This window comes from Streptomyces sp. NPDC025833 (assembly GCF_055558055.1).
Window position 1 is genome coordinate 206,530 of the sequence record NZ_JBVHNF010000011.1, and the last position, 25,865, is coordinate 232,394.

General features: G+C 74.2%; 23 protein-coding genes and 1 pseudogene. 11 read left to right on the forward strand and 13 right to left on the reverse strand.

The features are described 5' to 3' along the window. Positions 1–47: 47 nt before the first annotated feature. Complete coding sequence (locus tag ACZ4K2_RS21225; RefSeq protein WP_467475523.1) at positions 48–2,444, reverse strand: M4 family metallopeptidase; 2,397 nt, start codon at positions 2,442–2,444, stop codon at positions 48–50. Positions 2,445–2,601: 157 nt separating this feature from the next. Here ACZ4K2_RS21225 and ACZ4K2_RS21230 point away from each other — a divergent pair, with 157 nt between their 5' ends. Continuing rightward, positions 2,602–3,561 (forward strand): LysR family transcriptional regulator, encoded by a 960-nt coding sequence (locus tag ACZ4K2_RS21230; protein ID WP_467475524.1) that lies wholly within the window; start codon positions 2,602–2,604, stop codon positions 3,559–3,561. Between the two features lie 589 nt (positions 3,562–4,150). On the opposite strand, the gene ACZ4K2_RS21235 is transcribed toward ACZ4K2_RS21230, so the two are convergent. Continuing rightward, positions 4,151–4,849, reverse strand: a complete 699-nt coding sequence (locus ACZ4K2_RS21235) for a type 1 glutamine amidotransferase domain-containing protein (RefSeq protein WP_467475525.1) — start codon at positions 4,847–4,849, stop codon at positions 4,151–4,153. 338 nt (positions 4,850–5,187) lie between these two features. Between ACZ4K2_RS21235 and ACZ4K2_RS21240 the strand changes: the two are divergent. The 3 genes and pseudogenes from ACZ4K2_RS21240 to ACZ4K2_RS21250 form a co-directional block, all read left to right on the forward strand. Then, positions 5,188–5,377, forward strand: a pseudogene (locus ACZ4K2_RS21240) (LuxR C-terminal-related transcriptional regulator); the annotation flags it as partial. 154 nt (positions 5,378–5,531) lie between these two features. Next, entirely contained in the window at positions 5,532–7,745 is a 2,214-nt protein-coding gene (locus tag ACZ4K2_RS21245; protein ID WP_467475526.1) for a protein kinase domain-containing protein, read from the forward strand. Positions 7,746–8,187: 442 nt separating this feature from the next. Continuing rightward, the gene (locus ACZ4K2_RS21250; protein WP_467475527.1) at positions 8,188–8,697 is read left to right on the forward strand and encodes an inclusion body family protein; all 510 of its coding nucleotides are present in this window, start codon (positions 8,188–8,190) and stop codon (positions 8,695–8,697) included. A gap of 57 nt (positions 8,698–8,754) precedes the next feature. On the opposite strand, the gene ACZ4K2_RS21255 is transcribed toward ACZ4K2_RS21250, so the two are convergent. The 5 genes from ACZ4K2_RS21255 to ACZ4K2_RS21275 form a co-directional block, all read right to left on the reverse strand. Next, a complete protein-coding gene (locus ACZ4K2_RS21255) occupies positions 8,755–9,744 on the reverse strand; it encodes a magnesium and cobalt transport protein CorA (protein WP_467475528.1) in 990 nt (329 codons plus the stop codon). A 77-nt stretch (positions 9,745–9,821) separates the two neighbouring features. Next, complete coding sequence (locus ACZ4K2_RS21260; protein WP_467475529.1) at positions 9,822–10,967, reverse strand: MalY/PatB family protein; 1,146 nt, start codon at positions 10,965–10,967, stop codon at positions 9,822–9,824. 175 nt (positions 10,968–11,142) lie between these two features. Continuing rightward, positions 11,143–12,384, reverse strand: a complete 1,242-nt coding sequence (locus ACZ4K2_RS21265) for an MFS transporter (RefSeq protein WP_467475530.1) — start codon at positions 12,382–12,384, stop codon at positions 11,143–11,145. Next, positions 12,381–13,496 carry a PLP-dependent cysteine synthase family protein gene (locus ACZ4K2_RS21270; RefSeq protein ID WP_467475531.1) on the reverse strand — a complete coding sequence of 372 codons (1,116 nt, stop codon included), beginning with the start codon at positions 13,494–13,496 and terminating at the stop codon, positions 12,381–12,383. Before ACZ4K2_RS21270 ends, ACZ4K2_RS21265 begins: the two co-directional genes overlap by 4 nt. 112 nt (positions 13,497–13,608) lie before the next feature. Continuing rightward, a complete protein-coding gene (locus ACZ4K2_RS21275; RefSeq protein ID WP_467475532.1) occupies positions 13,609–14,043 on the reverse strand; it encodes a hypothetical protein in 435 nt (144 codons plus the stop codon). A gap of 168 nt (positions 14,044–14,211) precedes the next feature. Here ACZ4K2_RS21275 and ACZ4K2_RS21280 point away from each other — a divergent pair, with 168 nt between their 5' ends. Next, positions 14,212–15,381, forward strand: coding sequence for a cysteine desulfurase family protein (locus ACZ4K2_RS21280; protein ID WP_467475533.1), 1,170 nt, complete (start codon positions 14,212–14,214; stop codon positions 15,379–15,381). Positions 15,382–16,021: 640 nt separating this feature from the next. On the opposite strand, the gene ACZ4K2_RS21285 is transcribed toward ACZ4K2_RS21280, so the two are convergent. Continuing rightward, on the reverse strand, positions 16,022–16,741 hold the full coding sequence (locus ACZ4K2_RS21285; RefSeq protein WP_467475534.1) for an alpha/beta fold hydrolase: 720 nt from the start codon (positions 16,739–16,741) through the stop codon (positions 16,022–16,024). Positions 16,742–16,762: 21 nt separating this feature from the next. Continuing rightward, positions 16,763–17,734 carry an alpha/beta hydrolase gene (locus tag ACZ4K2_RS21290; protein WP_467475535.1) on the reverse strand — a complete coding sequence of 324 codons (972 nt, stop codon included), beginning with the start codon at positions 17,732–17,734 and terminating at the stop codon, positions 16,763–16,765. A gap of 464 nt (positions 17,735–18,198) precedes the next feature. Here ACZ4K2_RS21290 and ACZ4K2_RS21295 point away from each other — a divergent pair, with 464 nt between their 5' ends. From ACZ4K2_RS21295 to ACZ4K2_RS21310, 4 genes are all read left to right on the forward strand, one after another. Further along, positions 18,199–20,067, forward strand: coding sequence for an amidohydrolase (locus tag ACZ4K2_RS21295; RefSeq protein WP_467475634.1), 1,869 nt, complete (start codon positions 18,199–18,201; stop codon positions 20,065–20,067). Positions 20,068–20,201: 134 nt separating this feature from the next. Beyond that, the gene (locus ACZ4K2_RS21300; protein ID WP_467475635.1) at positions 20,202–20,864 is read left to right on the forward strand and encodes a hydrolase; all 663 of its coding nucleotides are present in this window, start codon (positions 20,202–20,204) and stop codon (positions 20,862–20,864) included. Between the two features lie 42 nt (positions 20,865–20,906). After that, positions 20,907–21,431: a DoxX family protein gene (locus ACZ4K2_RS21305; RefSeq protein WP_467475536.1), complete on the forward strand. Its 525-nt coding sequence runs from the start codon at positions 20,907–20,909 to the stop codon at positions 21,429–21,431. Further along, complete coding sequence (locus ACZ4K2_RS21310; RefSeq protein WP_467475537.1) at positions 21,412–22,149, forward strand: YoaK family protein; 738 nt, start codon at positions 21,412–21,414, stop codon at positions 22,147–22,149. The genes ACZ4K2_RS21305 and ACZ4K2_RS21310 overlap by 20 nt, the downstream gene beginning before the upstream one ends. 208 nt (positions 22,150–22,357) lie before the next feature. On the opposite strand, the gene ACZ4K2_RS21315 is transcribed toward ACZ4K2_RS21310, so the two are convergent. Further along, positions 22,358–22,696 carry a GNAT family N-acetyltransferase gene (locus ACZ4K2_RS21315; protein WP_467475538.1) on the reverse strand — a complete coding sequence of 113 codons (339 nt, stop codon included), beginning with the start codon at positions 22,694–22,696 and terminating at the stop codon, positions 22,358–22,360. Positions 22,697–22,715: 19 nt separating this feature from the next. Continuing rightward, the gene (locus ACZ4K2_RS21320; protein WP_467475539.1) at positions 22,716–23,705 is read right to left on the reverse strand and encodes a pirin family protein; all 990 of its coding nucleotides are present in this window, start codon (positions 23,703–23,705) and stop codon (positions 22,716–22,718) included. Between the two features lie 254 nt (positions 23,706–23,959). Between ACZ4K2_RS21320 and ACZ4K2_RS21325 the strand changes: the two genes are divergently transcribed. Both ACZ4K2_RS21325 and ACZ4K2_RS21330 read left to right on the forward strand, forming a co-directional pair. Further along, positions 23,960–24,403: an SsgA family sporulation/cell division regulator gene (locus ACZ4K2_RS21325; protein ID WP_467475540.1), complete on the forward strand. Its 444-nt coding sequence runs from the start codon at positions 23,960–23,962 to the stop codon at positions 24,401–24,403. Between the two features lie 124 nt (positions 24,404–24,527). Beyond that, positions 24,528–25,103 (forward strand): Dps family protein, encoded by a 576-nt coding sequence (locus ACZ4K2_RS21330; RefSeq protein WP_467475541.1) that lies wholly within the window; start codon positions 24,528–24,530, stop codon positions 25,101–25,103. A gap of 78 nt (positions 25,104–25,181) precedes the next feature. On the opposite strand, the gene ACZ4K2_RS21335 is transcribed toward ACZ4K2_RS21330, so the two are convergent. Together ACZ4K2_RS21335 and ACZ4K2_RS21340 are read right to left on the reverse strand one after the other, a co-directional pair. Beyond that, complete coding sequence (locus ACZ4K2_RS21335) at positions 25,182–25,439, reverse strand: hypothetical protein (protein ID WP_467475542.1); 258 nt, start codon at positions 25,437–25,439, stop codon at positions 25,182–25,184. Then, positions 25,426–25,686 (reverse strand): DUF6400 family protein, encoded by a 261-nt coding sequence (locus ACZ4K2_RS21340; protein WP_467475543.1) that lies wholly within the window; start codon positions 25,684–25,686, stop codon positions 25,426–25,428. Before ACZ4K2_RS21340 ends, ACZ4K2_RS21335 begins: the two co-directional genes overlap by 14 nt. Between the last annotated feature and the right edge of the window lie 179 nt (positions 25,687–25,865).

Sequence of the window (25,865 nt, forward strand, 5' to 3'; positions counted from 1 at the left end):
GTCCCGCACCGGGGAGGGGGTGCGGGACCGGGACGGCCGGTGCGTGTTCAGCCGGTCGTCAGGGCGGTGTCGTCCACGATGAAGTCGGTGGCGAGGTAGGCGTCCTCGACGCCGGTGAACTTCAGGGTGACCGTCTGGCCCGCCAGGGAGGACAAGTCGAGGGACTTCTGGCTGTAGCCGGAGGCCGCGTTGGCGTTCGAGTACGTCGCGAGGGTCTTGGAGCCGGCGGTCACCGTCAGCTTGTCGTAGGCGGTGCTGCCGCTCTCCGCGGTGTCGATGTGCAGGTAGAAGGTGAGGGTGGCCTTGCAGCCCGCGGGGATCGTCACCGACTGGGACAGCGTGTCGGTGTGCGTGGAGCCCCAGCCGTTGAGCCAGGCCGTCCAGGAGCCGCCGTGGGCCGGCTCACGGGTGTCGTTGTTGATGACGCCGCTGTCGGTCCAGCCGGTGTCGCCGGACTCGAAGCCCGGGTTGGCCAGGAGCTGGGCCGAGGAGCACGTGCCCCCGCCGCCGGTGCCGACGGTCCAGGAGAAGGTGGTGGTACCGGTCGCGCCGGTGGAGTCCTTCACCGTGACGGTGGTGCTGTAGGTCCCGGCCGTGGTGGGCGTACCGGAGATCACGCCGGTGGAGCCGTTGATCGACAGGCCGGTGGGCAGGCCGGAGGCGCTGTAGGTCAGGGAGCCGCCGCCGGTGCTGCTCGCCTGGATCCGGAGGCTGACGGCGGTGCCGACGGCGGAGGACTGGCTGCCGGGGTTGGTGACGGTGACGCCGCTGCTCGGCGGGGTGATGTGGCTGCCGACGTTGATGCCCGCGAAGGCGTTGCCGACGGCGGCGTACTGGGCGGAGTTCGCGCCGTACAGCGCGGAGGCCGCGTTGAGCGCGGCGGTGCGGGCGCCGGCGTAGGTGGTGCTGGACGTCATGTACGACGTCAGCGCCTTGTACCAGATCCGCAGGGCGGCGTCGCGGCCGATGCCGGTGACGGCGACGCCGTCGGAGGTCGGGCTGCTGTACGTGACGCCGTTGATCGTCTTGGTACCGCTGCCCTCGGAGAGCAGGTAGAACATGTGGTTGGCCGGGCCCGAGGAGTAGTGGACGTCGAGGTTGCCGAGGGAGGAGGACCAGGAGTCCGCGGATTTGCCGTCCTTGCTGGGCTTGTCCATGTACCGCAGCGGGGCGCCGGTGCCGTTGATGTCGATCTTCTCGCCGATGAGGTAGTCACCGGTGTCCGAGCTGTTGTCGGCGTAGAACTCCACGCCGGTGCCGAAGATGTCGGAGGTGGCCTCGTTGAGGCCGCCGGACTCGCCCGAGTAGTTCAGGCCCGCGGTGTTGGAGGTGACGCCGTGGCTCATCTCGTGGCCGGCGACGTCCAGCGAGGTCAGCGGGTCGTTGTTCCCGGTGCCGTCGCCGTAGGTCATGCAGAAGCAGCTGTCGTCCCAGTAGGCGTTGGCGTACGCGTTGCCGTAGTGGACGCGGGAGTAGGCGGCCTGGCCGTCGTTCTTGATGCCGCTGCGGCCGAAGGTGTCCTTGTAGAAGTCCCAGGTCTCCTGCGCGCCGTAGGCGGCGTCCGCGGCGGCGGTGGCGGCGGTGGAGTTGGTGCCGTCGCCCCAGGTGTCGCTGGTCTGCGAGAACAGGGTGCCGGTGCCGGAGGTGGCGTGGTTGAGGTTGTACGTCTTGTGGCCGCCGCGCGTGGCGTCGGTCAGGGTGTACGAGGAGCCCGACTTGGTCGAGGTCAGCGGGACTTGGCCGCTGTAATGGGTGTTGCCGACGCCGGTCTGGACGCTCTGGTACCGGTACAGCTCCTGGCCGGTCGTGGCGTCGGTGATGACGTGCAGCTTGCTGGGTGTGCCGTCGTCCTGGAAGCCGCCGATCACGGTCTCCCAGGCGAGCGTCGGGGTGCCGGCGCCGGCCCAGATCACCTTGCGGGCGCTGTCCGCGGCGGGCTTGACGGCGTCCAGGGCCTTCGCGGTCTTCAGCGCCTTGGTCTCGGCGGCGGCCTTGGTGAGGGTGGCGGTGGTGGAGGACACCCGTACGGCGCGCTTGGTGTTGAAGGTGGTGCTCACGGTCCCCTTGGCCAGCGAGGCGGGCGGGGTGTGCACGACGAGGTCGCCGCCCAGGACGGGCAGCCCGTCGTAGGTACGCTCGTAGCGGGTGTGCAGCGTGCCGTCGGCGTCCTTGGTGACGTCCCTGACGACCAGCTTCTCCTTGGCGCCGAGGCCGAGGGTGCGGGCGGTGCCGGCCGTCCTGCCCTGGGCGCTGCGGATCAGGGCCTGGTGCTGGGCCGGGCTGAGTTCGGCCTCCAGGGCACCGGTGCGCAGGGGGCCGGGGTGGTGCGCGGCGGGGGCGGAACCGCCCTCGGCGGCCGCGGCGGTGGTGCCGGCGAGGGTGCCCGCGAGGCCCGCCGTCAGCGTGAGCGCCGCGAGGGCCGCCGTGAGTCTGGTCGAATGCACGTCTGCTCCAGTTCCATGGGGGCAAGTCGGTGGGATGCGGCGAGTATGGACGTGAGCATGGCAAGAAAGGGACATCCCACCGGTCATAAGCCCCGTGTTATGACCGGCCCGCCGGAGCCCCTCCACGCCGCCCCCTCGCCCCGCATATGCTGGTGAAATGCAGCTGGAGTTGAGGCATCTCGAAGCTGTCCGCGCGATGGCGGAAGCGGGCAGTCTGGGGCGCGCGGCGGGCCGGCTCGGGGTGTCCCAGCCGGCACTCTCCGCCCAACTGCGGCGTATCGAACAGGCCACCGGCGGCGAGCTGTTCGTCCGCAGCAGGAGCGGCGTCGAGCCCACCCCGCTCGGCGAGTTCGTACTGTCCGTGGCGCGCCGGGTGCTCGGTGAGATGGACGCTCTGACCGCCGGGACGCGAGCCGCCGCACCCCATCCGGCACTGCGGCTCGGCTGCATCATGCTCGTCCTGGTGGACCGGCTGTTCGGGCGCCTGGAGGAGGAACTGCCCGACCACGAGATCGACATCACCACCGAGCACTCGGCGACCACACTCACCCGCATGCTCGGTGCCGGAAAGTACGACGCGATCCTGTACGGGGAGGTCGGCGACCACGAGGTGCCGCTCCCCGGCGGTGTGGCTGCCCGCACCCTCATCCCGAAGGAACCCGCCTGCGTGCGCCTGTCGGCCGCCCACCCGCTGGCCGGGCAGGAGCAGATCGATCTCGCCGACCTGGCGGGCGAGACCTGGACGGCGCTGACCGACGACGGCGACGGCGGTCCGGAGGCCATGGCCGACGTCTGCCTCCAGGCCGGCTTCACGCCGAAACTGCGCTACCGGATCGCCGACCGCAAGATGCGTTGGGAACTGATCGCCGCCGGACGGGCCGTCTCCATGTGCCAGCCCACCTCGCCGCAGGTCGAGGGAACGGTCCTGCGCCCGCTGGCCGGCGACCCGCTCACCGAACGCATCCGGATCGCCTGGAACCGGGCCGGGGTCTCCGACGAGCGCGCCGGCCTGCTGTACCGGGCTGCGGCACGCGCGTACCTCGACAGCATCCCCAGCGACACCTTCTACCGCACGTGGTGGGAAGAGCGCCCGGAACTGCACCCGGTCCTCGACTGAGCGCTTCCACAGGCCGCGGCGGGGACGCGGACCTCGCCGTGCGGGAAGACCCCGGGGGCCGGACGGTCCGGGCACCGAGGCGGCGGACACGGCGGGCCGACGCCCGTGCGCCGCTTCGGCGGAGGCACCGGCCCTCTCCCCGCCCGCTGCCCGGACGATGTCCGCCGCGCACACCGCACACGTACCCGGACCCCGGACGCCCACGACGCCGCCCGGACCGCGTTGGGAGTCGCGGTCGGACGTGCTGGGCACGGCGACCCGCACAGGTGCGGGTGACGACCGACAGGGCAGCCAGGGCGGCGCGGGGCGCGGCCAGCGCCTTGGCAGGCCGCACGCCCGCGCAACTCGTGCGCGCAGGGCGGCGGGCCCGGCGGAAGCCGGCATCGAGGTGCCGACGGCGATGCCGTCCAGCCGGCCTCGCGGGACCGCGCCGCGGCACCGGGCGGACGGCAACTGGGGCTGCGGCCCACGCTGGTTGCCGGGGCGACAGTCCAGCGGACGGCCGGTGAGGAGCGCGGCGGCGGCCCCGCTTCACGCATCGGGTGCGAGACCGTGGAAGGTTCCGGCACCGTAGGCGGCGAAAGTCAGGTCACCGGGTCCGCAGGGCGTGCACGACAGCCTCGGCGACCGGGCGGGCACTGCCGGGGTTCTGGCCGGTGATCAGCCGCTCGTCGGTGACCACGTGGGGCTCGAACGGCTTGTCGGCGATGCTGTAGTTCCCGCCGCGCTTCTTCAGCTCGTCCTGCAGGCTGAAGGGGACGGCGTCCGCCCGCTGGGCGGCTTCCTCCTCCGGCCAGGAGAATCCGGTGACGTTCCTGCCCTTGACCAGCGGGTCGCCGGTGTCGAGCGTGACATCCAGCAGGCCGGCCGGGCCGTGGCAGACCGCCGAGACGATCCGTCCGCTGTCATGGAACCGGGCCGTCAGTGCGGCCAGGTCCGGGTCGCGGAAGTCGAACATCACCCCGTGACCGCCGGTGAAGTAGATGGCGTCGTAGTCCTCGACCCGGACATCGCCGGCCTTCTCGGTGTGGTCCAGCATGTTCATGAACTCGCGGTCGCGGTAGCGCCTGTCCGTGCCGAGTTCGCCGAGCACGTCGTGGGCCAGGCTCTCCGGATCGATCGGCACGTACCCGCCGGCCGGGCTGGCGATGTCGAGTGTGAAGCCGTTGTCCTTGGCGTAGTCGTAGAAGTGCGTCAGCTCGCCGAGCCACAGCCCGGTGCGCATTCCCACCTTCTCGTACTCGCCCACGTTCGTCACGATGATCAGGATTTTCTCAGTGGCAGCCATCGGCGTCCTCCGGTTCTCGCGCCTCCCCTACGGCTTCCCGCGGGACCCGCCTCGCACCGGTCCGACGCCGAGAAGGACCCGAAAAGGGCAGCGGGGTGGGCACATGGCTTCCAGCCGGGCATCCGGGACGGCCCCTGCCGACGGGCAGGACTCATGACGACGGTTCTCGGCTGACGGCGGGCAGCCGTGGCCTTCGGCCGCACCGGCACGGTCTTCGGACGTGCGGCCGGGCGGGCCCCGCCGGCCGGGCGCGGGTCACAGGCCGTCGCAGCCGGCCTGCCGGGGCCGAGCCGGACCCGGCGAGTGACGGCGCCGGACCCGGCCGCCGTCACGAGCGAGCCGCCGCCGGGACCGTGGTGGAGCGAGGTGATCCACCAGTTGGTCCGGCTCCGGCCCGATCCCCCGGAGCGGCTCAGCGCCCGGGAGAGGGAAGTACTGGCCCTGATGGCGCAGGAGCGTACCAACGCGACCATGGCGGCGGAGCTGTTCGTCGGCGAGGCGGCCGTCAACAAGCGCATCGGGAACATCTGACGGCCCACCCGGCGGTGCCGAATGCCGGGCGGCCGGGCGGGGAGGACCGCGCCCCGGGGAGGGGCGGTGGGTGCCGGAGCGCCGGTGACGGGCCGCCGGCCGGCTTCCGTATGCTGACGCCTGCGAGCGCCGGCGACGTGAGGGGGTGGGCGTGCCGCTGCACAGGGACGACCCGAGGTCCATCGGCGGTTACCGCCTGGTCGACCGGCTGGGGGCCGGCGGCATGGGCAGGGTCTACCGGGGCAGAACGCGTTCCGGCCGCGAGGTCGCCGTCAAGGTGGTGCACGCCCGGTACGCCCGCGACGCCGTCTTCCGCGCCCGCTTCCGGCAGGAGATCGAGGCCGCCCGCCGGGTCAGCGGCGCGTTCACCGCGGCCGTGGTGGACGCCGATCCCGAGGCCGAGTCCCCCTGGATGGCCACCCAGTACGTGCCCGGCCCGTCGCTCGCCGCCCGCATCCGCGACTACGGCCCCCTGGACGTCGGCGAGTTGCGGCCCCTGGCCCTGGGGCTGGTGGAGGCGCTGCGGGACATCCACCGGGCGGGAGTGGTGCACCGCGACCTGAAGCCGGCCAACGTCCTGCTGGCCCACGACGGCCCCCGGGTCATCGACTTCGGCATCTCCCGGGCGGCCGAGAGCCACCACACCCTCACCGAGACGGGCCAGGTGATCGGCACCCCGTCGTTCATGTCCCCCGAGCAGTTCGCCGACGCCCGCACGGCCGGCCCGGCCTCGGACGTGTTCTCCCTCGGCGCGCTGCTGGCGTACTGCGTCACCGGCCGCGGCCCCTTCGACGCCGACAGCCCCTTCCTCACCGGGTACCGGGTGGTGCACAACGAGCCCGTCCTCGACGGGGTGACGGGGCCCGTGCGCGCGGTACTGGACCGCTGCCTGGCGAAGGACCCGGCCGGCCGGCCCGGGGCGGACGAGCTGGCACAGGCGCTGGCCGAGGCGCTGCCGGAGCCGCCCGCCGGCGAACCGCGGACACTGGCCCCGTGGCCGGCCGCCGTGCCCCCGGGCGGTCCGCCCGACACCGCCGGCGAGACCGCCCCGGACCGCCGCCGGCCGCGGCGGCGCACCGCCCGCGCCCTCGTCGCCGGCTCGGCCGCGCTCGCCGCGGCCCTGACGGGCTACCTCCTGGTCCCCTCGGGCGACGGCGACGCCGCCGCTCGGGTGAACGCCGCGCCCGCCTCCCGGTGGGACGCCCTGCCGAGCCGCTGGACACCGTGGCAGACGACCGCGGCCGCGACCGCCGGACAGGGCGTGCGGAAGGCGCCGGGGTACGACGGCGCCAGGGCGCCCGAGTGCCTGCCGGACGGTGACGCCCTCTACTGCGCCGGCAGCGCGCTCCTGCCCGAACGCATCGACGCCGCCACCGGCCGCACCCTGTGGCGCTCCGGCATCGCCCCCGCCGCCCTGCCGGCCGCCCGGTACACGACGACCGTCCTCGGCGTCCACGAGGGCCTGGTCCTGGTGGAGTTGGCGACCACCGGCGAGGACGGCCGGGGCACCTCCCAGTCAGTGCACGCGCTCGACACCGCCCGCGGGCGACAGCTCTGGTCCCACCCCGTACGCAAGGACAGCCTCGGCTCGGTCTACGCCGCCGGAGTGACGCTGACGCAGGAGGGCGACGGCAGGACGGTGACCGTCCGCTCCGCGCGCCAGGGCACGGTGCGCCGGCAGATCCCCGTCCCGGCGGGGTACGACTGCTCGCCCCTCGCCGTCGACGACCGCCCGTACGTGGAGTGCGTCGAGAGCGCCGAGGGCGCCCACGCCACGCGGTTCCGCGTCGTCGACCCCGCCGGCACCGCCGACCGCGTCCTCGTCTCCCCGGCCCCGCAGCGGACCTTCACCGGTGTCCTGAACGGCCGGCTCCTCTTCCTGGAGACCGACGACCGGCCCGAGACCACCGGCCCCGACCTGACCTACACCCGGATCGTGCGCGTCGACCCGGCCACCGGCGGCCGCTCGGTGACGAAGCTGCCCGAACGCTGCCGGGGCGGGGTCCCGACCCTGGCGCACGGCACCCTGTGGTTCGCCACCTCCAGCGGTCTGGTCACCGCCGTCTCGGCCGTGACCGGGAAGCGGCTGTGGAAGAGCCACACGACCCTGGAGACGCCGGGCACGGTCTCGGTGGACCGGAAGGGCCGCACCGTCTACCTGGCCGGCGGCAGCGGCCGGGTGGCCGCCCTGGACGCGGCCCGGGGCACCCTGCTGTGGGAGTCCGCGGCCCGCGCGGAGGTTCTCGACAGCGGTCTGCTCCCCACCGTGTGGTTCGCCGGGGGCGCCCTCGTCCTCGCCGCCTCCGACGGCACCCTCTTCACCCTCGACCCGGCACATCCCGGCCGGAGGCCCGCACGCCGGTGAGCCTTTTCCCGCCGGGCCGGCGGACGGGACCGGCACATCCCCGCCGCAGCGGCTTCTCTTTCCTGAGCTGAATTGTATTCGCGGGCGCATCCCATTTCCCTTCCACCCCGCACGGTACTTCCGCCTTCGCGCCGCAATCCCCGGCAAGTGGAAATCCCGCCACCCGGCCCTCCCGGCGGTTTCCGGACGTTGTTTCCGCGACGCACCGCCGAATCGTTTCGGCATATTTACGATCGCTGGCGTGACCGACACTTCGCCGGACAGCTGTTGCTGCCCGCCCTTCAGGACGCGCTGGTGATGGCGTACGGCTACGAGGGCCTGTGAACCTGCCAGGAGATCTCCGCCCACACCCGGCTCGGGCCGCGCCCGGCGGTGTTCGTCCTGGACCCGGCGCCACCGAAAATGCCGCACTGGGCGATTCCACATCCCGAAGGGGAGAGAAATGGCTGATCTGAATGTACTGATCGCGTTCGACGCGGCCACCATAGTCGAGCAGAATCCCAACGCGTCACGGAATCCGGACGCGCCGACCTACGTCGACCAGAGCCTGATCTACATGACCACGCGGCACGACCACATCGTCGGTACCTCGGGCGCCGAACTGAACCTGCGGGCCGAGCCCGGGGACACCGTCCGGTGGCGGGAGACGACGCTGTCACTGGGCAGCGACTACAAGGCGCTGCTGTACCGGTACGTGAGCAGCGACCGCGACCACACGCTCATCCGGACGCCGGAGATCGAGGTGGTCGACGGCGTCTACCCGCTGCCGCGGGAGGGCGGTGAGGGCCGTCCGGACTTCGTGACGCAGAAGTACCAGGACCACTACTGGCGCACCACCGTGAAGAGCGTCGGCAAGGTCGTGTACCACTTCTACTTCCAGATCCTCGACCGGCACCGGCAGTTGAAGGGCTACTTCCAGTGGGACCCCTTCATCACCATCGAGGACTCCTGACGGCCGGGCCGTGACGGGCGGCGGGCGGCTCCACGCCGCCTGACACCCGGTCCGGTGTCACAGCCAGCCGTTGCGGCGGAAGGACCGGTACAGCCATCCCGAGCCCAGCGCCATCACGGCGAGCGCGCACGGATAGCCCCAGCGCCAGTCCAGTTCCGGCATGTCGGAGAAGTTCATGCCGTAGATCCCGGCGACCAGGGTGGGGATGGCCAGGATCGCCGCCCACGCGCTGATGCGGCGCATGTCGTCGTTCTGCCAGGTGCCCACCTTCGCGAGGTGGGCGTCCAGCACGGAGGCGAGCAGGTCGTCCAGGGCGCGGACCTCGGTGTCGGTGCGGGTGAGGTGGTCGGTGACGTCACGGAAGTACGGCACGACCCGCCGCGGCCAGTCGTCGCGCGCCGTGGTGAAGGGCTGCAGGACCGGGACGAGCGGCTGGACGGCGTCGCGGAACTCCACCACCTCCCGTTTCAGGGAGTAGATCCGCTCGGTCAGGTCCTCGCGGGCGGGCGAGAACACGCACTCCTCCAACTCCGTCAGGTCCTGGCGGACCTGCGCGGCGGACTCGGCGTACGCGTCGACGACGACGTCGGTCACCGCGTGCAGGACGGCGACCGGCCCGAGCCGCGCCATGTCCGGCTGCCGCTCGATCCGGCGCGCGGCCTCCGCCGTCGGGTCCTGCGCGCCGTGGCGCACGGTCAGCGCGAAGGACGGGCCGAGGAAGATCATCACCTCGCCGGTCTCCACGTCCGCGGACCGCTCGACGAACCACAGCGTCTTCACGGCGACCGCCAGGACGTCGCCGTACCGCTCCTGTTTGGGCCGCTGGTGCGCCTGGACCGCGTCCTCGACGGCCAGCGGATGCAGTTTCAGGTAGGTGCCGAGGCGCTGCAACTCCTGCGGACCGGGCTCGTCCATGCGTATCCAGGCGAACTCGTCCTGCTCCAGGACGGCCAGACGGTCCAGGGTGGCCTGGCACCCGTCGTCCTGCCCCCGGCAGTCGATCCGCTCGCTCTCGCCCGTCCGCTGCTGGTAGATCACACACTCCATGCCTACCCGGATGCTTCCGCAGCCGCATTCCATGCACGTGTTCCGGCCACGGCACGCGGCGCGCCGCGTCCGGCCGCTCAGTCGAGGGACGAGCGCATCCGGTGCAGGATCTCCTCCAGGATGCCGCGCGAGGTCGCGAAGTTGAGCCGGACGAAGCCTTCGCCGCCCGGCCCGAACGCGCGGCCGTCGTTGAGCCGGACCCGCGCCTTGTGCAGGAAGAAGGTGTAGGGGTCGGTGTCCAGTGCCAGGTCCCGGCAGTCCAGCCAGGCGAGGAAGGTGGCCTGCGGGACGCGGTAGCCGACACCGGGCGGGAGCAGGTCGCCCACCAGCGCGGCGTTGCGGGCCAGGACCGGGTGCAGCCGTTCCAGCCAGCCGGTTCCCTCCCGCCAGGCGGCCAGCGTGGCCGCGACCCCGAAGGTGTTCGGCTCGCCGTACAGGTGGGTGGGGTGTGCCAGCGCCTCGCGCACCTCCGCCGCGCCGACGTGGGCGACGGCGCAGCGCACCCCGGGCACGTTGAACGCCTTCGTGGCCGAGGTCATGGTCACGGTGCGCGCGGCCACCTCGGGCGAGAGCGAGGCGAACGGGATGTGCCGGTGCGGGGCGTGCACCAGTTCGGCGTGGATCTCGTCGGCGACCACCAGCAGGTCGTGGCGGAGCGCGAGCCGCGCCAGCGCCTCCAGTTCCTCGCGGCGCAGCACGCGGCCCGTGGGGTTGTGCGGGTTGACCAGCAGCAGCACCTGGGAGGAGCCGTCCGCCAGCTCCGCCTCCAGCCGGCCGGGGTCGAAGGCCCAGCCGTCGCCGTCCGGGGTGTAGGGCACCGGGTGCAGGCGCCGGCCCATGCTCGCGATCGTCTCCAGGAACGGCGGGTAGGTCGGCGTGTGCACCACGACACCGTCCCCCGGCCGCGTGACGGCGTTCAGCACGGCCTGGAGGCCCTGGTTGATGTCGGTGAACTCCCGGACATGGGCGGGATCGGGATCCCAGCCGTAGCGGTCCCGCATGCGCTCGGCGAAGGCGGGCCGCAGCGGGTTGCTCCCGGACCGCTCGTCCCAGGACGGATAGCCGAGGTCGTCGTCCACGCAGGCCAGCAGGGCCGCGCGCACGCAGGGGGCGGGCGGGAAGTCCATCTCCGCGATCCACGCCGGGAGGACGTCCGGCTCGACTCCGCTCCACTTCGCACCGGGTCGGCGGTACAAGGCATGGACGTCGAGGTCGTCGAACATGGCGTGCCTTTCTGTTGCCGTTCCCGGCCCCCGGCCGGGCCGGGGCGGGGAAGCACCGTGGGCCTACCCGGGAAGTACCGTGTCCTGAGAGGTGTATACACCGGGCGGCGTGCGCGCGCCGGGAGCCCGGTGCCCGGGCGCGCGCACGCCTCGTCCCGCGCGGCGGCGGGTCGCCTCACCCGGGCACGGGTACCGGCGCGGCCCCCAGATGCCCGGACCGGTGCAGCCCGGTGACCAGGCCCGCGCAGCCGAGTCCGGTCGCGGCCAGCACCGCCCACGGCAGCCAGGCCACCCCCGTGTCGAACAGCGCCCCGACGGCCAGGTTGCCCACGGAGACGGTGACCCCGGAGGCGGTGCTGTAGGCGCCGTAGTACGTGGCCACGAGCCGGTCGCCGGAGAGCCGGACTACGGTGTCCATCTCGAACGGGTAGAGCAGCGCCCCGCCGCAGGCGAGCAGGACGGCGCACAGCGTGAGGGCGGCCGCCCCGGTCAGGGCGCCGTGCGCCCGCGGCAGCAGGGGCAGGAAGGCGGCGCCCATGACGACCAGCCCGCAGGCGACGGCGCGCGGTCCGGACAGGGTCCGCTGCGCCCACGCGGTCAGTCTCAGCTGCCCGGCCAGCGCGGCGAGCGCCGAGGCGGCGAAGACCGCGCCGGTGACCGCGCCGGTGCGCGGGCCGAAGAGCGCGCGGGCCTGCAGCGGCAGGGCGAGGTAGACCTGGAAGGCCAGCACGTAGGAACCGCTCATGGCGGCGGCGAAGAGCAGGAAGGGCCGGTTGGCGGCGACGGTCCGCCAGTCGGCGGCGACCGCGCGCCAGGCGGGTCCGGTGCCGCGGCCGGCCGGGGGCCGGGCGGGCAGGGCACGGGCCTGGAGCACGGCCAGGGCACCGAAGATGACCGCCGCCACCGTGCACACCGCCCTGAAGTCCCAGGCCAGCAGGGCCAGTCCGGCGAGCGGGCCGACCAGGATGCCCGCCTGGTAGAAGACGTTGAAGGCGGCGAACGCGGCCACCCGCCGCTCCTCCCCCGCGTCCGCCGCCAGGTAGGCCCGTACGGCCGGGTTGAACAGCGCGCCCGCCAGGCCGGTCAGCGCCGACGCCGCCACCAGGGCCGGCAGCGATCCGGCCAGCGCCAGCAGCACGAAGGCGACCGACCGCAGCGCGCAGCCGACGAGGATCATCGGCTTGCAGCCGTAGCGGTCGGCGAGGGTGCCGCCGACGAGGAACATGCCCTGCTGCGAGAAGTTGCGCACCCCCAGCACCAGGCCGACCGCCCAGGCGGCGAGGCCGAGGCCGTGGGCCAGGTGGTCGGCCAGGTACGGCATCAGCATGTAGAAGCCCAGGTTGATGGCGAACTGGTTCACCATCAGCAGCCGGGCCGGCCGGTCGAAGGAGCCCATCCGGGCCCACGGCCGCCTCACCGGGCACCCGCCTTCACGAGGCCGCGCGCGAGCGGGTCGCGGACCCGGGCGCACCGGGTCCACCGCGTCACCGCGCGGGCGTCCGGCTCGGTGAGGTCGTCGGGTTCGGCGGGCGGCGCCTGCCCGAGGAGCGCGTGGTCGCGGCACCAGGCGTCGTCGTAGACGGTCTGGAGGTAGCGGTGCGGGCCGTCGGGGAAGATCGCGGCGATCCTGGTCCCCGCGGGGTACGTCCGGGCCGCCCACCCGGCCACCAGCGCCACCGCCCCGACGCTCCAGCCGCCGGAGGCGTAGTGGTGCCGGGCGAGCCGCCGGCAGGCCCAGACGGCTTCGGCCGGGCCGACCCAGTGGACCTCGGCGAAGGCCGCGTAGTCGACGTTGTCGGGGTGGATGCTGGAGCCGAGGCCGCGCATGAGCCGCGGCCCGGCCGGCTGGCCGAAGATCGCCGAGCCGACCGAGTCCACCCCGATGAGCGTCAGCCGCGGGAACGCCTCGCGCAGCACGGCGGCGACACCGGCGGAGTGCCCGCCCGTGCCGACCGCCGCCACCAGCACGTCGACCCACCCGAGCTGGGCGGCCAGCTCGGCCGCGAGGGGCCGGTAGGCGGCGACGTTGTCGGGGTTGCGGTACTGGTCCGGGCAGTACGCGCCCGGGGTGCGGGCCAGCAGGTCGGCGACGCGCCGGCGGCGGGCCTCCTGCCAGCCGCCCTCGGGGTGCGGCGCGCCGACCTGGAGGACGCGCGCGCCCAGCGCGGTGAGCAGGCGGGCCACGGGGGGTTCCATCCCGGGGTCGCTCACGACGGTGACCGGGTGGCCGTAGGTCAGCCCGGCCAGGGCGAGGCCGAGGCCGAGGGTGCCGCTGGAGGACTCGACGATCGGCGCGCCCGGCGCGAGGTCGCCGCGGCGGCGGGCCTCGCGGATCATGTGCAGGGCCGGCCGGTCCTTGAGACCGCCCGGGTTGGCGCCTTCCAGCTTGGCGTGGAAGCCGTGGCCGGGCGGGGCGAACGGTTCGTCGACCCAGAGGACCGGGGTGTCGCCGACGAGCTGGGCGGGGCGCCGCGCGGTCAGGGCGCGGGAGGTGCGGGACCCGGACGGTTCGGGCAGGGGGAAGTGCATGGGCGTACGGCTCCTTCGCGCCCGGCGGGAGTGCGGCGGGCGCTGTGCGCGGGAGGGGCGGGGACGCGGAGCACGCCCGCGGAAGAGGGGTCCGGGGCGTGCGGTCGCCGGCCTATTGCCGCAGCACGCGGACGAGCACGAGGAGGGAGCCGGTCCGCGGGGGGTGCGCGGCGACCGGCGGGTGGCGCCACTCGGGGTGCGCGAGCCGTCCGCGCGGCACGGCGGGGATCACCGGCGGGGGGTCCTCGTCCCCGGGCGCGGTGTCGTCCAGGGCGGTGCGGGGGCGGTCGGCCGTGTGGTCGAGGTGCCCGTCCGTCGCGTGCCGGTGATCCGGCCGGGGTGCGGTGGGATCCGTGCCGTCCGCGCCGTCCGCCGGGTGCGGGACGTCCTGCGCCGGCACCGGGGTCGGGGCCGCCCCGGCGGAGAGGGGGCAGGCGTGGACGGCGCCGGTGAGGTGGGCGGCGACGACGAGGACCAGCCCGAGCAGCAGGGCGGCACGGCGGGACCGTCCCGCGCGCCTGCCCCGGCCGACCCATGCCCCGCTCACATGCGCAGCGTAATCAAATAGTGACGTGGTGTCACATCGCACAGGGTCACGGCGCGTCCGTGCGGGTGGCCCGCACGGACGGGGCGGCCGGGCACCGGGCCGCGCGCCGCCGTTCTCTTCCGCCTGCGGACTCCCGGCACGGTGTTCCATGGGCGCATGGAGGAAGCCATGGCACACCGTCCGCCGCGTCCCGGACCGGCCGGAGGGCCCGTCTACCTGGACCACAACGCCACCACGCCCGTCGACCCGCGGGTCTCCGAGGCGATGGCGCCCCACCTGACGGAGCACTTCGGCAACCCCTCCAGCGGTCATCACTACGGCCTTGTGCCGCGCCGGGCGTTGGCCGAGGCGCGCGCCCAGGTGGCCGCCCTGATCGGCGCCCGCCCGCCCGAGGTCGTCCACACGTCCTCGGGTTCGGAGGCGAACCTGCTGGCCCTGCGCGGCGCGGTGCTCGCCTCCGGCCGCGCCCGGCCGCACCTGATCGTCCAGGCCACCGAGCACCCGTCCGTGCTGGAGACGGCGCGGGCCCTGCGGCGCCTGCACGGGACGCGTGTCACGGTGCTGCCGGTGGACGGGGAGGGGCTGGTCGACCCGGGGGTGCTGGCCGCCGCCCTGACCGAGGAGACCGTGCTGGTGTCGGTGATGGCCGCGAACAACGAGACCGGCGCGCTCCAGCCGGTCGCCGAGCTCGCCGCCCTCGCACGCGCGCGGGGCGCGCTGTTCCACTGCGACGCCGCCCAGGCCGCGGGCAAGATCCCCCTCGACGTCCGGGAGACGGGCGTCGACCTGCTGACCGTCGTCGGCCACAAGATGTACGCGCCCAAGGCCACGGCCGCCCTGTACGTGCGGGAGGGGGTGCGGCTGGAACCGGTCGTCTACGGGGGCGGCCAGGAACGCGGACTGCGGGCCGGTACGGAGAACGTGGCCCTGGCCGTCGCCCTCGGCACCGCCGCACGTATCGCGGCGGAGGAACTCGCGAGCGGCGCCCCGGCGCGTGTCGCGGCGCTGCGCGACACCCTTCACGAGCGGCTGGCGGCCGGGCTGCCGGGCCGGGTGAGCCTGAACGGACCCGTCCGGCGGCGCCTGCCGAACACGCTCGACGTCAGCGTGGCGGGGGCGCTCGGACATGAACTCCTCGCCGCCGCCGACGGGATCGTCGCCTCCACCGGTTCCGCCTGCCACAGCGGGACCCGCACGCCGTCCCCGGTGCTCACCGCCATGGGCTTCGACCGGGACCGGGCACTCGGCGCGCTGCGGCTGTCCCTGGGCCGCTGGACCACGCCCGAGGACGTCGAGACCGCGGCGACGGCCCTGATCCGCGCGGCGACCGCGCCCTGAACGGGACCACGACGAACCCGGCCCGCCAACGCCCACTTCGGCGTGACACCGGGCCACGGCCCGGGGGCCCGGCACCCTCCCGGGGCGGGCGTCGACGGGCCGAGCGCCCGGCGCACGCGCATGCCTGCCGCTCCTCCGAGGCACGCGACCGCGCCGCGGGAGACCCGCCACGGGGCGGGACGGACCGGTCCGGGCTCGGGCGGAAGCCGAACGGGACCGGCGCGAGGCCGGGGCGGGGCCGAGACACGGACGAGCCGAACCGTGACGGGAGCCCGAGCGACGGCCGAGCCGGACCGGCACGAAGCCGGGGCGGACCGGTACCGGGGGCAGGCCGGGACGGGACCGGCACGGGCCCGAGCGGGGGGGGCCGGCGGGACCGGCATGGAACCGGCGCGGCACCGGAGCGGACCGGCGCCGGGCCGAGACGGGACCGGCCCTGGCCCAGGCACGGGCCGGAGCCGGACCGGCCCAAGCGGGTCCCGGCGAAACCGGCACGAGGCCGGGCGGGGTCGGACCGAGACGGGACCCCGGGCCCGGACCGGCACGACAACCGGGGCAGGGCCGGGGCCGGGCCCGGGGTGGAGCCGGACCGCGCGGGCGGGGGGTCGGGGGCGTCCGCGCGGTCCGGCTCGGCGTCGGGTCAGCCGGTCGCGCGCACCGCCTCGCGGATCAGGTCCGCGACCGTCTTCGGCTGGGAGACGGCGACCGCGTGCGACGCGCCCTCGGCCTCGACGACGGTCGCCCCGGCCCGCGTCGCGCCGAAGCGCTCCACCTCGGGGTTGATCGCGTTGTCGGCGCCGGCCACCAGGGCCCAGGACGGCTTGGTCCTCCACGCGGCGGCGGGCGCCGTCTCGTCGAAGGCCGCGGCGGCGAGCGGGCGCTGCGCGGCCGCGAGCACCTTGGTGACGTCCGCCGGCACGTCGGCCGCGAAGACCGACGGGAAGGCGTCCTCGGCGATGGTGACCTCGACGGCCCGGTCACCGCCCGCGACGGGGTACGTCCACTCCTTGAGGTTGCCGACCAGCGGCGCCAGGGGGAAGCGGCCCTGCAGCTCGCCGAGGCTCTCGCCCTCCTCCAGGACGTACGCGGCGACGTAGACGAGTCCGACGACGTTGTCGGTGGTGCCCGCCACGGTGATGAGCGCACCGCCGTAGGAGTGGCCGACCAGGACGACGGGGCCGTCGATCTGGGCGGCGACGGAGGCGATGTACGCGGCGTCGGCCGTCAGGCCGCGCAGCGGGTTCGGCGGCGCGATGACGGGGATGCCGTCGCTCTGCAGTTCCTCGATGACGCCGGACCAGCTCGCGGCGTCGGCGAAGGCGCCGTGGACGAGGACGACGGTGGGGGTGGTGTGGCTCATGTCCGGGATGTTCCTTCGCAGTCAGGCGGTGTGCAGGGCCGAGCGCAGCGTGCGCACGGCCAGGTCGATGGCGGCCTGGGCGGCGTGGGTGCCGCGCAGGGCGTTGAGCATCACGAAGTCGTGGATGATGCCCTGGAAGCGGACGGCGGTGACGGGCACGCCCGCCTCGCGCAGCTTGTTGGCGTACGCCTCGCCCTCGTCGCGCAGCACGTCGGCCTCGCCGGTGACGACCAGGGCCGGCGGCAGGTCCTGGAGCTGCTGGACGGTGGCCCGCAGCGGCGACGCGGTGATCCGGGCGCGCTCGTCGGGGTCGGTGGTGTACTGGTCCCAGAACCACTGCATGCCGTCGCGGCGCAGGAAGTAGCCGGTGGCGAACTGGTGGTAGGACGGCGTGTCGAAGTTCGCGTCGGTGACCGGGTAGAACAGCACCTGGTGGGCCAGCGCCGGGCCGCCGCGCTCCTTGGCCATCAGGGTGAGGGCGGCGGTCATGTTGCCGCCGACGGAGTCACCGGCCACGGCCAGCCGCGAGCCGTCCAGGCCCTTGTCGGCGCCGTGCTCCACGACCCACGTGGCGACGGCGTAGTTCTGCTCGATGGCCACCGGGTAGCGGGCCTCGGGAGAGAGGTCGTACTCGGGGAAGACGACCGCGGCCCGGGCGCCGACGGCCAGTTCGCGCACCAGGCGGTCGTGGGTGTGGGCGTTGCCGAAGACCCAGCCGGCGCCGTGGATGTAGAGGACGACCGGGAGGGTGCCGGTGGTGCCGGCGGGCTTGACGATCCGGGCCCGGACGCTGCCCGTGGGACCGCCCTCGACGGTGATCCACTCCTCGTCGACGTCCGGCATGGCGATGTCGCCGGACTGCACCTCGTCGACGGCCTTGCGGCCCTCGGCCGGCGGGAGGTCGAACAAGTACGGCGGGTTGGCGGTCGCCTCGGCGAACTCGGCCGCGGCGGGCTCCAGCACCGGCTGCACCGGCGCGAGGGCATCAGACATGTGAATCTCCTGGATCTACTTCGGGGGGGCCGGTCGTGCCGGCACGCGATCGGGACCGTCGTGCCCAGCACTCCGGCGCCACTGACCGGCACGGTAGAACGGCCGCCGCACCCGTGGTTGCCCGTCCGCGCACCCCTCGCGTCCTCACAGCGCACGCCGTCCGCGGCGGCCGGACCGGCGCCGATGCGGGGCCGCCGCGGCCGGCGTGCTCGCGGCCCGCGCCGCGTGCTGTGCCCCGTGCGCTGTGGGGAACGCCGCGGTGCGCGGAAGGGACACCAGGCGGGCGGGGCCGGACCTAGCGTTCACGGCGCAGCGGTCGCGGTCCGCCCCGCACTCGGCGTTCCCCGCCGATCGGCCGGCGGCGGACCCCCGCGCCCACCCCACCGTTTGTCCTGTCGGCCGGCTCCCATGCGCCGGACGGCGGGACGCCCGTTCCGCAAGGAGGTCCCGCACTCGTGTCTGCTATGCCGGTCGGCGGACTGGTTCCCCAGGCCACCGACGAAGGCGCGGAGCTCGTCGTACGCAACGCGAAGATCCACACGGGTGATCCGAGCCGCCCGCACGCCGAGGCGCTCGCGATCCGCGGCGGGGTCGTCACGGCCGTCGGCGACGACAAGGACGTGGCCCCGCACATCGGGGCGGGCACGCGGGTGGTGGACGCGCTCGGCCGGCGGATGGTCCCCGGCCTCAACGACGCCCACCTGCACGTGATCCGCGGCGGTCTCAACTACGTGCTGGAGCTGCGCTGGGACGGCGTCCCGACGCTCCGCCAGGGCCTGGCGATGCTGCGCGAGCAGGCCGCGCGGACCCCCAAGGGGCAGTGGGTGCGGGTGGTGGGAGGCTGGTCGGCGGAGCAGTTCGCCGAACGGCGGCTGCCGACCGTCGCCGAGCTGAACGCCGCCGCCCCCGACACCCCGGTGTTCGTGCTGCACCTGTACCAGGCGGCCGTGCTCAACCGGGCGGCGGTGCGGGCGGCCGGGTTCGACCGGAACACGCCCGACCCCCGGGGCGGCCAGATCGTGCGCGGCCGGGACGGCGGACCGACGGGCATGCTGCTGGCCGCGCCCAGCGCCCTCGTGCTGTACTCGACGCTGGCGAAGGCGCCGGTCCTGGAGGGCGAGGACAAGAAGCTCTCGACCCGTCACTTCCTGCGCGAGCTGAACAGGTTCGGGCTGACGTCGGCGATCGACGCCGCCGGCGGCTTCCAGAACTTCCCCGAGAACTACGGCACCGTCATCGAGCTGGCGGAGGCCGGCCAGTTGTCGCTGCGCATCGCCTACCACCTCTTCCCGCAGACGGCGGGCCAGGAGATAGCCGACCTCACCCGCTGGATCGAGACGGCCCGGCCCGAGGACGGGGACGCCTGGCTCCGGCTCAACGGCGCGGGCGAGAACCTGACCTGGGCGGCGGCGGACTTCGAGAACTTCGCCCAGCCGCGTCCCGAACTCGGCCCCTACGAGGCGGAGTTCGAGAAGGCGGTCCGGCTCCTCATGGAGCACGGCTGGGGTTTCCGGCTGCACGCCACGTACGACGAGACCATCCGCCGCGACCTCGCGGTCTTCGAGAAGCTGGCCGCCGAGGGGCTGTTCCCGGCGGGCAACCGGTGGCTGTTCGACCACGCGGAGACCGCGTCGCCGGAGAGCCTCGACCGCGTCGCCGCGCTCGGCGGGGCCATGTCCGTCCAGAACCGGCTGTCCTTCCAGGGCGAGGCGTTCCTGCGCCGGTACGGCCCCGGCCGCGCCGCGGACGCCCCGCCGATCCGGGCCATGCTGGACCGCGGGCTGACCGTGGCCGCCGGCACGGACGCCACCCGGGTCTCCACCTACAACCCGTGGGTCGCCCTGCACTGGCTGGTGAGCGGGCGCGGCGCCGGCGACGCCGTGCTCCGTCCGCGCGGCAACCGCGTCGACCGGCAGATTGCGCTGCGGATGTTCACCGTCGCCGGCGCCGAACTGACCGGCGAGGAAGACGTCAAGGGCGTGCTGCGGCCGGGCTGCCTGGCCGATCTCGCGGTGCTGTCCGACGACTACTTCACCGTGCCCGAGCCGGAGATCGCGCACATCGAGTCGCTGCTCACGGTCACCGGCGGCCGGATCGTGTACGCCGCCGGCGAATACGAGGGGCTCGACGAGCAGCTCCCGGCCGTGACCCCCGCGTGGAGCCCGGTGGCGCACTTCGGCGGCTACCAGGCCGCCCGGTCGGCGGGCGTGCGCCAGGCCGAGTCGCTCGGCGAGGCCGTCGCGGAGTCAGAGCGGCACCGCGCCTGGCGGGTGCGGCGCGGCCTGCTCCCCGACGGCGCCGACGCGCCCTTCGACCCCTGCTTCGTCCTCTGACCGCGCGGGGGCGGCCGGCACCGCCGCCCGCCCCCGCCGGGACGCATCCCCACCGCTTCCGTCCACCGGACGGCCACGACCGGCGCGGACGCCCGTCCGTCGCCGACACCCACGGGAAAGGCACCACCATGACCATCACCGACATCGCCCAGGTCACCTCGTCCCCCAGCCCCGACCTGCTGACGCCGGACAACTGCACGGTCCTCTTCGTGGACCACCAGCCGCAGATGTTCTTCGGCACGGGCAGCGGCGACCGCACCGCGATCATCAACGCCACCCAGGGCCTGGCCAAGGCCGCCAGGGTCTTCGACGTGCCCGTCGTGCTGAGCACCGTGGCCGCCGAGTCCTTCTCCGGTCCGATCATGCCGCAGCTCGCGGAGGTCTTCCCGGGCCACGAGATCGTCGACCGCACCACGATGAACGCCTGGGAGGACCCGGCGTTCGCCGAGGCCGTCAAGGCGACCGGCCGCAAGAAGCTCGTCATAGCGGGTCTGTGGACCGAGGTCTGCGTGGTCCTGCCGACCCTGTCCGCCCTCGCCCAGGGCTACGAGGTCTACGTGGTCACCGACGCGTCCGGCGGTGTCAGCCCGCAGGCGCACGAGCACGCCGTCCAGCGCATGGTGCAGGCCGGTGCCGTGCCGGTCACCTGGGTGCAGGTCCTGCTGGAGCTCCAGCGCGACTGGGCCCGCGGCGAGACGTACGTGCCGGTGACGGAGGTCGTCAAGGAGCACGGCGGCGCCTACGGCCTCGGCCTCGTGTACGCCCAGGCCGTCATCGGCGCCCACGCCGCCGGCTGATCCCGGCCGGACGAGGACGGACTCACGAACAGGCAGGAAGAGATGGATACGGGACTGCTGGTCCTCCGGGCGGTGGCGGGGCTCCTCATCGCCGGACACGGAGTGCAGAAGGTGAGCCACCGGCTCGGGGGCCAAGGCCTGGCAGGCGGAACCGAGGAGTTCCGGCACGACGGCTTCCGCGGAGGCAGACTGACCGCGGTGGCCGCGGGCGCCAGCCAGATCGGTGCCGGCCTGTTCCTGACCGCCGGGCTCCTCACGCCGCTGGCGGCGATGGCCGCCATGGGGGTGATGACGGTCGCGGGCACCGTCAAGCGGCCCAAGGGGCTGTGGGTGCAGAACGACGGCTACGAGTACCCGCTGGTCCTCGTCACCGTCTCCGCGGCGCTGGCCCTGACCGGGCCGGGCCGGTGGTCGCTCGACGGGGCGCTCGGCATCACCCCGTGGCCCGTGTGGGTCGCCGTCGCCGCGATCGTGGTCGGGCCCGCCAGCGGGCTGCTGACCCGGCTGGTCCTGCACCGTACGCCCGCGACCGCGGAGGTGGGGCCCCGTGCGCACCTTGCTGACTGACGCCGTCCGGACGCTGGCGCCGCCGAAGGGCGACCGCCACGGCCCGCTGCCCCCGCTGCTGCTGACGCTGACGCTGGTCACCGGTCTGGTCGACGCGGTGAGCTACCTGGGCCTTGGCCACGTCTTCGTCGCCAACATGACCGGCAACGTGGTCTTCCTCGGGTTCGCGCTGGGGGGTGCGCAGAGCCTGTCCGCGCTCGCCTCCGTCGTCACGCTGGCCGTGTTCCTGCTCGGGGCGCTGGCCGGGGGCGGGCTCGGCAGCAGGTTCGCCGCGCACCGGGGCCGCCTGCTGACGGCGGCCACCGCGACGCAGACCGTCCTGGTCGCCGTGGCCGTCGTGGTCACGGCCGCCGCGGACGGGCGGGTCACCACCGGTGTGCAGTACACGCTGATCGTGTGCCTCGGGCTCGGCATGGGCCTGCAGAACGCGGTCGCCCGGCGCCTCGGCGTCCCGGATCTGACCACCACCGTGCTGACGCTGACGCTCACGGGTCTGGCCGCGGACTCCACCCCGGCGGGCGGCGCCGCGCCGCGGCCCGGCCGCCGGGTGCTGTCCGTGCTGGTGATGCTGTTCGGCGCCCTGGCCGGCGCCGGACTCGTCCTGCACGGCCACCTGGTGCTCACCCTGGGGCTGTGCCTGCTGCTCCTGGCGCTCACCTCGGTGGTGACCCACCGCCTGTCCGCCACCGACGCGGTCTGGACCCGGCCGCCGGCCTGAGACCGGTCCACCACCGCGGAGCCGCCCGGCCCCGGCGGACCCCCGGCCTCCGGGGGCTCCGCCGGGGCCGCCGCGCTGCCCGCCGGGGCCCGCCGGAACACCGGGCGGCGCCGGGCCACGGCTGAGGGAAATTGGGGCCGCGGGTGCCCGGGAAAACGCCGTCGGGCCGGTCGCCGGAATTCCGGCGGCCGGCCCGACGGCGGCGGTGTCAGCCCAGTTGGCCGTTCAGCCATTCAAGGATCTCGGGCGTCACGGGATCCACGAGGTCGGCGAATTCATCGTGCCGCGTCAGGAATTTGGCGACATAGGGGCAGACGGGCACGATCCGCTTCCCGGAATTCCGTACGTCGGTGAGGGCCTCCTGTACGAGCACGGAGGCCAGGCCCTGCCCGGCGAAGGCGTCACCGATCTCGGTGTGGAAGAAGACACGCTGGTCATCACGGTCGCGGTAGGCGGTCAGCCCGGCCCGCTCGTCGGCGACGCGGATCTCGTAACGGTGCCGTGCGTCTATGCGCTCGACGACCGGGGCGGCGGGAGGCTGGTTCATCGGATGCCTTTCGAAAGGGTCAGTGACGCGGCGGGTTGCGGCGCGCCCTGATGGTGGCGTTGGGCAGGACGGGGGCGGGGAGGCGGTCCCCCGGATATCCTTCGACAGCGCCGAAGCGATCACTGGAATTCTGCCATTCCTCGCGCGCCTTGACGATATCGTCGTGGCTGCGTCCGATGAAATTCCACCACATGACGATTTCCTCCTCGAAGGGTGCTCCGCCGAGGAGGACCGCCCGGGCTGTGGTGTCCGACTCGTTGACCAGGGTCAGCGTGGCGGGGCCGGGGTGGACGTACCCCAGCTCGGCGGAGTCCAGGAGGGCATCGGCGAGGCGTACGGGCCCCCGGTCGACCAGGAGGCCGTGCTCGAAGCCGGGGTCCACGGCGAGGGTGACCGTCGCCCGCGGCCGGAGCAGGATCTCCGCGCCGAGCAGCGGGGTGAAGGTCGGCACCGGGGAGGCGGTTCCGGCCAGGGAGCCCAGGAAGACCCGGATCTCGGCGCCGTCGGCCGTCACCGGCTCGGGCACGTGGTGCCGGAAGTCCCGCGCGGTGCCTCGGTGCGCCTCGGGCAGCGCCACCCAGAGCTGGACGCCGTGCAGGACGGTGGTCCGCGGGGTGGAGACCTCCGAGTGGGCGATGCCGTGCCCGCCGGTCATGAGGTTCAGCTCGCCGGGCCGTACGAAGGCGTGGCTGCCCAGGCTGTCGCGGTGCTCGATCTCCCCGCTGAAGAGCCAGCTCACCGTCTGCAGGCCGGTGTGCGGGTGCGGGGCGACGTCCATGCCGCCGCTCTCGCCGACGTCGTCGGGGCCGTAGTGGTCGGCGAAGCACCAGGCGCCGATCAGGGTCCGGGCGCGCTGCGGCAGGGTGCGCCGCACGGTCATCGCCCGCGGGCCGCCCAGGGGGACGTCGCGCGGGGTCAGCACGTCCACCCGGGCCGCCTCGGCCGGCCGCGTACCGTCGACCGCCGTGCCGCAGCGCACTTCCACGGGTTCCGTCTCGACATTGCTCATCGTCGACCACCTCTCAGCCCATTAATTGTTTTATATTCAACCATCATGGGGGCGGTCGCGCACGGGCGCCACCGCGGTTCCCCCGCCCAACATGCGGCCCGCCGCGCCCCGGCGCCAGCGCGATGCCCGGTGGGGCAACGGACCGTGCGCTGGACGGCAACCCGCCCGCCGGGACCGGCCGTACCGTCGGCAGCACCTCGGCCCGGCGGCGACCTGACCGCCGGGCCGGCCGAACAGACGCAGACAGGGGCGGCATGACACATCGACCTGCCGGTGCCGCGGACGGAGACCCGGTCGTGTGCCGGACGAGCAGCCACGTGGTCGTGGCCGGCGAGCGGCCGGTACCGCTCCCCGCCGAGCTGCGGTACACCGCGGCGGACCCCTACGCGGTCCGCCTGTCCGTGGGCGCCCCCCTCGCGGCCCCGGTCGACTGGGTCTTCGCCCGCTCGCTCCTCGCCCGGGGCCTGCACCGCCCGGCGGGGGCCGGGGACGTGGTGGTGCTGCCCCGCCGGCGGTGCCGCCCGGACGCGGTGCGCGTCCTGCTGCGGGGACGTTCGGGCGCGGCACTCCTGGAGCTTCGGCGCGGCGCCGTCGCGGGCTTCCTGCGCCGCGCCGACGCGCTGGTGCCGCCGGGCACGGAGCACCGCCACATCGATCTGGACCGGGTCGTCGAACGGCTCACCGCCGGCAGCGGGTGATCCGTCCGCCCGGCGCCGGTGCGCTGACCGGCACCGACGCGTGCGCTCCGGGACGACGCGGCCGCCCGAAGCGCGCCTAGCGTCGCCCCGTACGCACAGCACGGCATGACCCAGGAGGAACACCATGACCACCGAGACCCGGCCCGCGGGCAGCCAGCCGTGGCTGCACCAGAAGGGGAGCGTCATCCAGGAGTTCGGGACCGTCAAGCAGTTCCCCGTCGCCCTGTCCTACGAGGCCCGCATGTACTCCTGCCAGCGCCTGAACAAGGTCCTGGCCGACACGCAGATGCTCTACGGGCTCTACAAGAAGCACCACTGGATCATGCGGGGCGCGACCTTCTACCAGTTGCACCTGCTCCTGGACAAGCACGCCGGTGAGCAGCTGGAGATCGTCGACACCCTCGCCGAGCGCGTCCAGACCCTGGGCGGGGTCGCCGTGGGCGATGCCCGGCACGTCGCCGAGATCACGTCGATCCCGCGCCCGCCGGACGGCGTGGAGGAGGTGCCCGCGATGCTCTCGCGGCTCCTGGAGGCCCACGAGACCATCCTGACGGACGCGCACGACGCCGCCGCCCGCACCGCCGAGCTGGGCGACGACGGCACCAACGACGTGCTGGTCTCGCAGATCATCCGCACCGGCGAACTCCAGGCCTGGTTCCTGGCCGAGCACCTGGTGGACACCCCGCTGGTCCGCTCCTGAGGTGATCCGGCGACGGCGGCCCGGCGTGTCGTACGACGCGCCGGGCCGCCCGTGCGTCCGCGGTGCGTCCGGCCGCCGTCAGCGCGGCGGCGGGCCGCCGGTCGGGCGGGTCCGGCGGGTGCGGGTGGCGCCGAAGCCGGTCTCGTGGTCCCAGACGTGGGTGCACGAGGGGCACTGGAGGTGCAGGAGGCTGCCGGTGTTGCCGAGCAGGTAGCGCCAGTGGTCCCGGCACCGGCGGCCCTGGGCGCACGTGGCGCAGTCCAGGTGGTCCGCGCAGGCCGGGCAGGTAACCCAGGCGCGGCGCCCGATGTCCGCCTGGGGGTCAAGCGGCAGCACGGCCGTCTCCGCGCAGGGGGAGGACACCGGCCTCGGCGAGGGTGTCGTACAGCCGCTGCTGTTCCTCGTCGAGGCCGGAGTAGAGCAGGTCGTACGCCTCCTCCTCCCCGCGCACCGCCGCCGCGGGGTCCCAGCCGTCGTCGAGCGCGGCCATGACGTGGGCCCGCCGGGTCATCTCGTGGGCGGTGAGGTCGACGGCGAAGGCGACCGGTTCGCCGGGCGGGGTGGGGTGGTGCTGGGGGGACATGTCCCCGAACTTAAGGAGCCCTTCGCGCCGCGACAAGGGCGCGTGGGAGACGTCACAGCAGGTCGGCGGCGCCTCCCGGCCCGCAGGGCCCCCGCCCGTCATGTTCGCGATCTCGCGGATTCACGCGATGCGGCGGCGGGGGCGCGCTGGCACGGTATGCCGGTAAGCCGCACGTGCCG

What these genes read in the sequence shown, in the direction of transcription:
- ACZ4K2_RS21230 (WP_467475524.1), top strand. Translation starts at nt 2,602, where the DNA reads ATGCAGCTGGAGTTGAGGCATCTCGAAGCTGTCCGCGCGATGGCGGAA.
- ACZ4K2_RS21235 (WP_467475525.1), bottom strand. Translation starts at nt 4,849, where the DNA reads ATGGCTGCCACTGAGAAAATCCTGATCATCGTGACGAACGTGGGCGAG.
- ACZ4K2_RS21250 (WP_467475527.1), top strand. Translation starts at nt 8,188, where the DNA reads ATGGCTGATCTGAATGTACTGATCGCGTTCGACGCGGCCACCATAGTC.
- ACZ4K2_RS21255 (WP_467475528.1), bottom strand. Translation starts at nt 9,744, where the DNA reads ATGGAGTGTGTGATCTACCAGCAGCGGACGGGCGAGAGCGAGCGGATC.
- ACZ4K2_RS21260 (WP_467475529.1), bottom strand. Translation starts at nt 10,967, where the DNA reads ATGTTCGACGACCTCGACGTCCATGCCTTGTACCGCCGACCCGGTGCG.
- ACZ4K2_RS21270 (WP_467475531.1), bottom strand. Translation starts at nt 13,496, where the DNA reads ATGCACTTCCCCCTGCCCGAACCGTCCGGGTCCCGCACCTCCCGCGCC.
- ACZ4K2_RS21280 (WP_467475533.1), top strand. Translation starts at nt 14,212, where the DNA reads ATGGCACACCGTCCGCCGCGTCCCGGACCGGCCGGAGGGCCCGTCTAC.
- ACZ4K2_RS21285 (WP_467475534.1), bottom strand. Translation starts at nt 16,741, where the DNA reads ATGAGCCACACCACCCCCACCGTCGTCCTCGTCCACGGCGCCTTCGCC.
- ACZ4K2_RS21290 (WP_467475535.1), bottom strand. Translation starts at nt 17,734, where the DNA reads ATGTCTGATGCCCTCGCGCCGGTGCAGCCGGTGCTGGAGCCCGCCGCG.
- ACZ4K2_RS21295 (WP_467475634.1), top strand. Translation starts at nt 18,199, where the DNA reads ATGCCGGTCGGCGGACTGGTTCCCCAGGCCACCGACGAAGGCGCGGAG.
- ACZ4K2_RS21305 (WP_467475536.1), top strand. Translation starts at nt 20,907, where the DNA reads ATGGATACGGGACTGCTGGTCCTCCGGGCGGTGGCGGGGCTCCTCATC.
- ACZ4K2_RS21315 (WP_467475538.1), bottom strand. Translation starts at nt 22,696, where the DNA reads ATGAACCAGCCTCCCGCCGCCCCGGTCGTCGAGCGCATAGACGCACGG.
- ACZ4K2_RS21320 (WP_467475539.1), bottom strand. Translation starts at nt 23,705, where the DNA reads ATGAGCAATGTCGAGACGGAACCCGTGGAAGTGCGCTGCGGCACGGCG.
- ACZ4K2_RS21325 (WP_467475540.1), top strand. Translation starts at nt 23,960, where the DNA reads ATGACACATCGACCTGCCGGTGCCGCGGACGGAGACCCGGTCGTGTGC.
- ACZ4K2_RS21330 (WP_467475541.1), top strand. Translation starts at nt 24,528, where the DNA reads ATGACCACCGAGACCCGGCCCGCGGGCAGCCAGCCGTGGCTGCACCAG.
- ACZ4K2_RS21340 (WP_467475543.1), bottom strand. Translation starts at nt 25,686, where the DNA reads ATGTCCCCCCAGCACCACCCCACCCCGCCCGGCGAACCGGTCGCCTTC.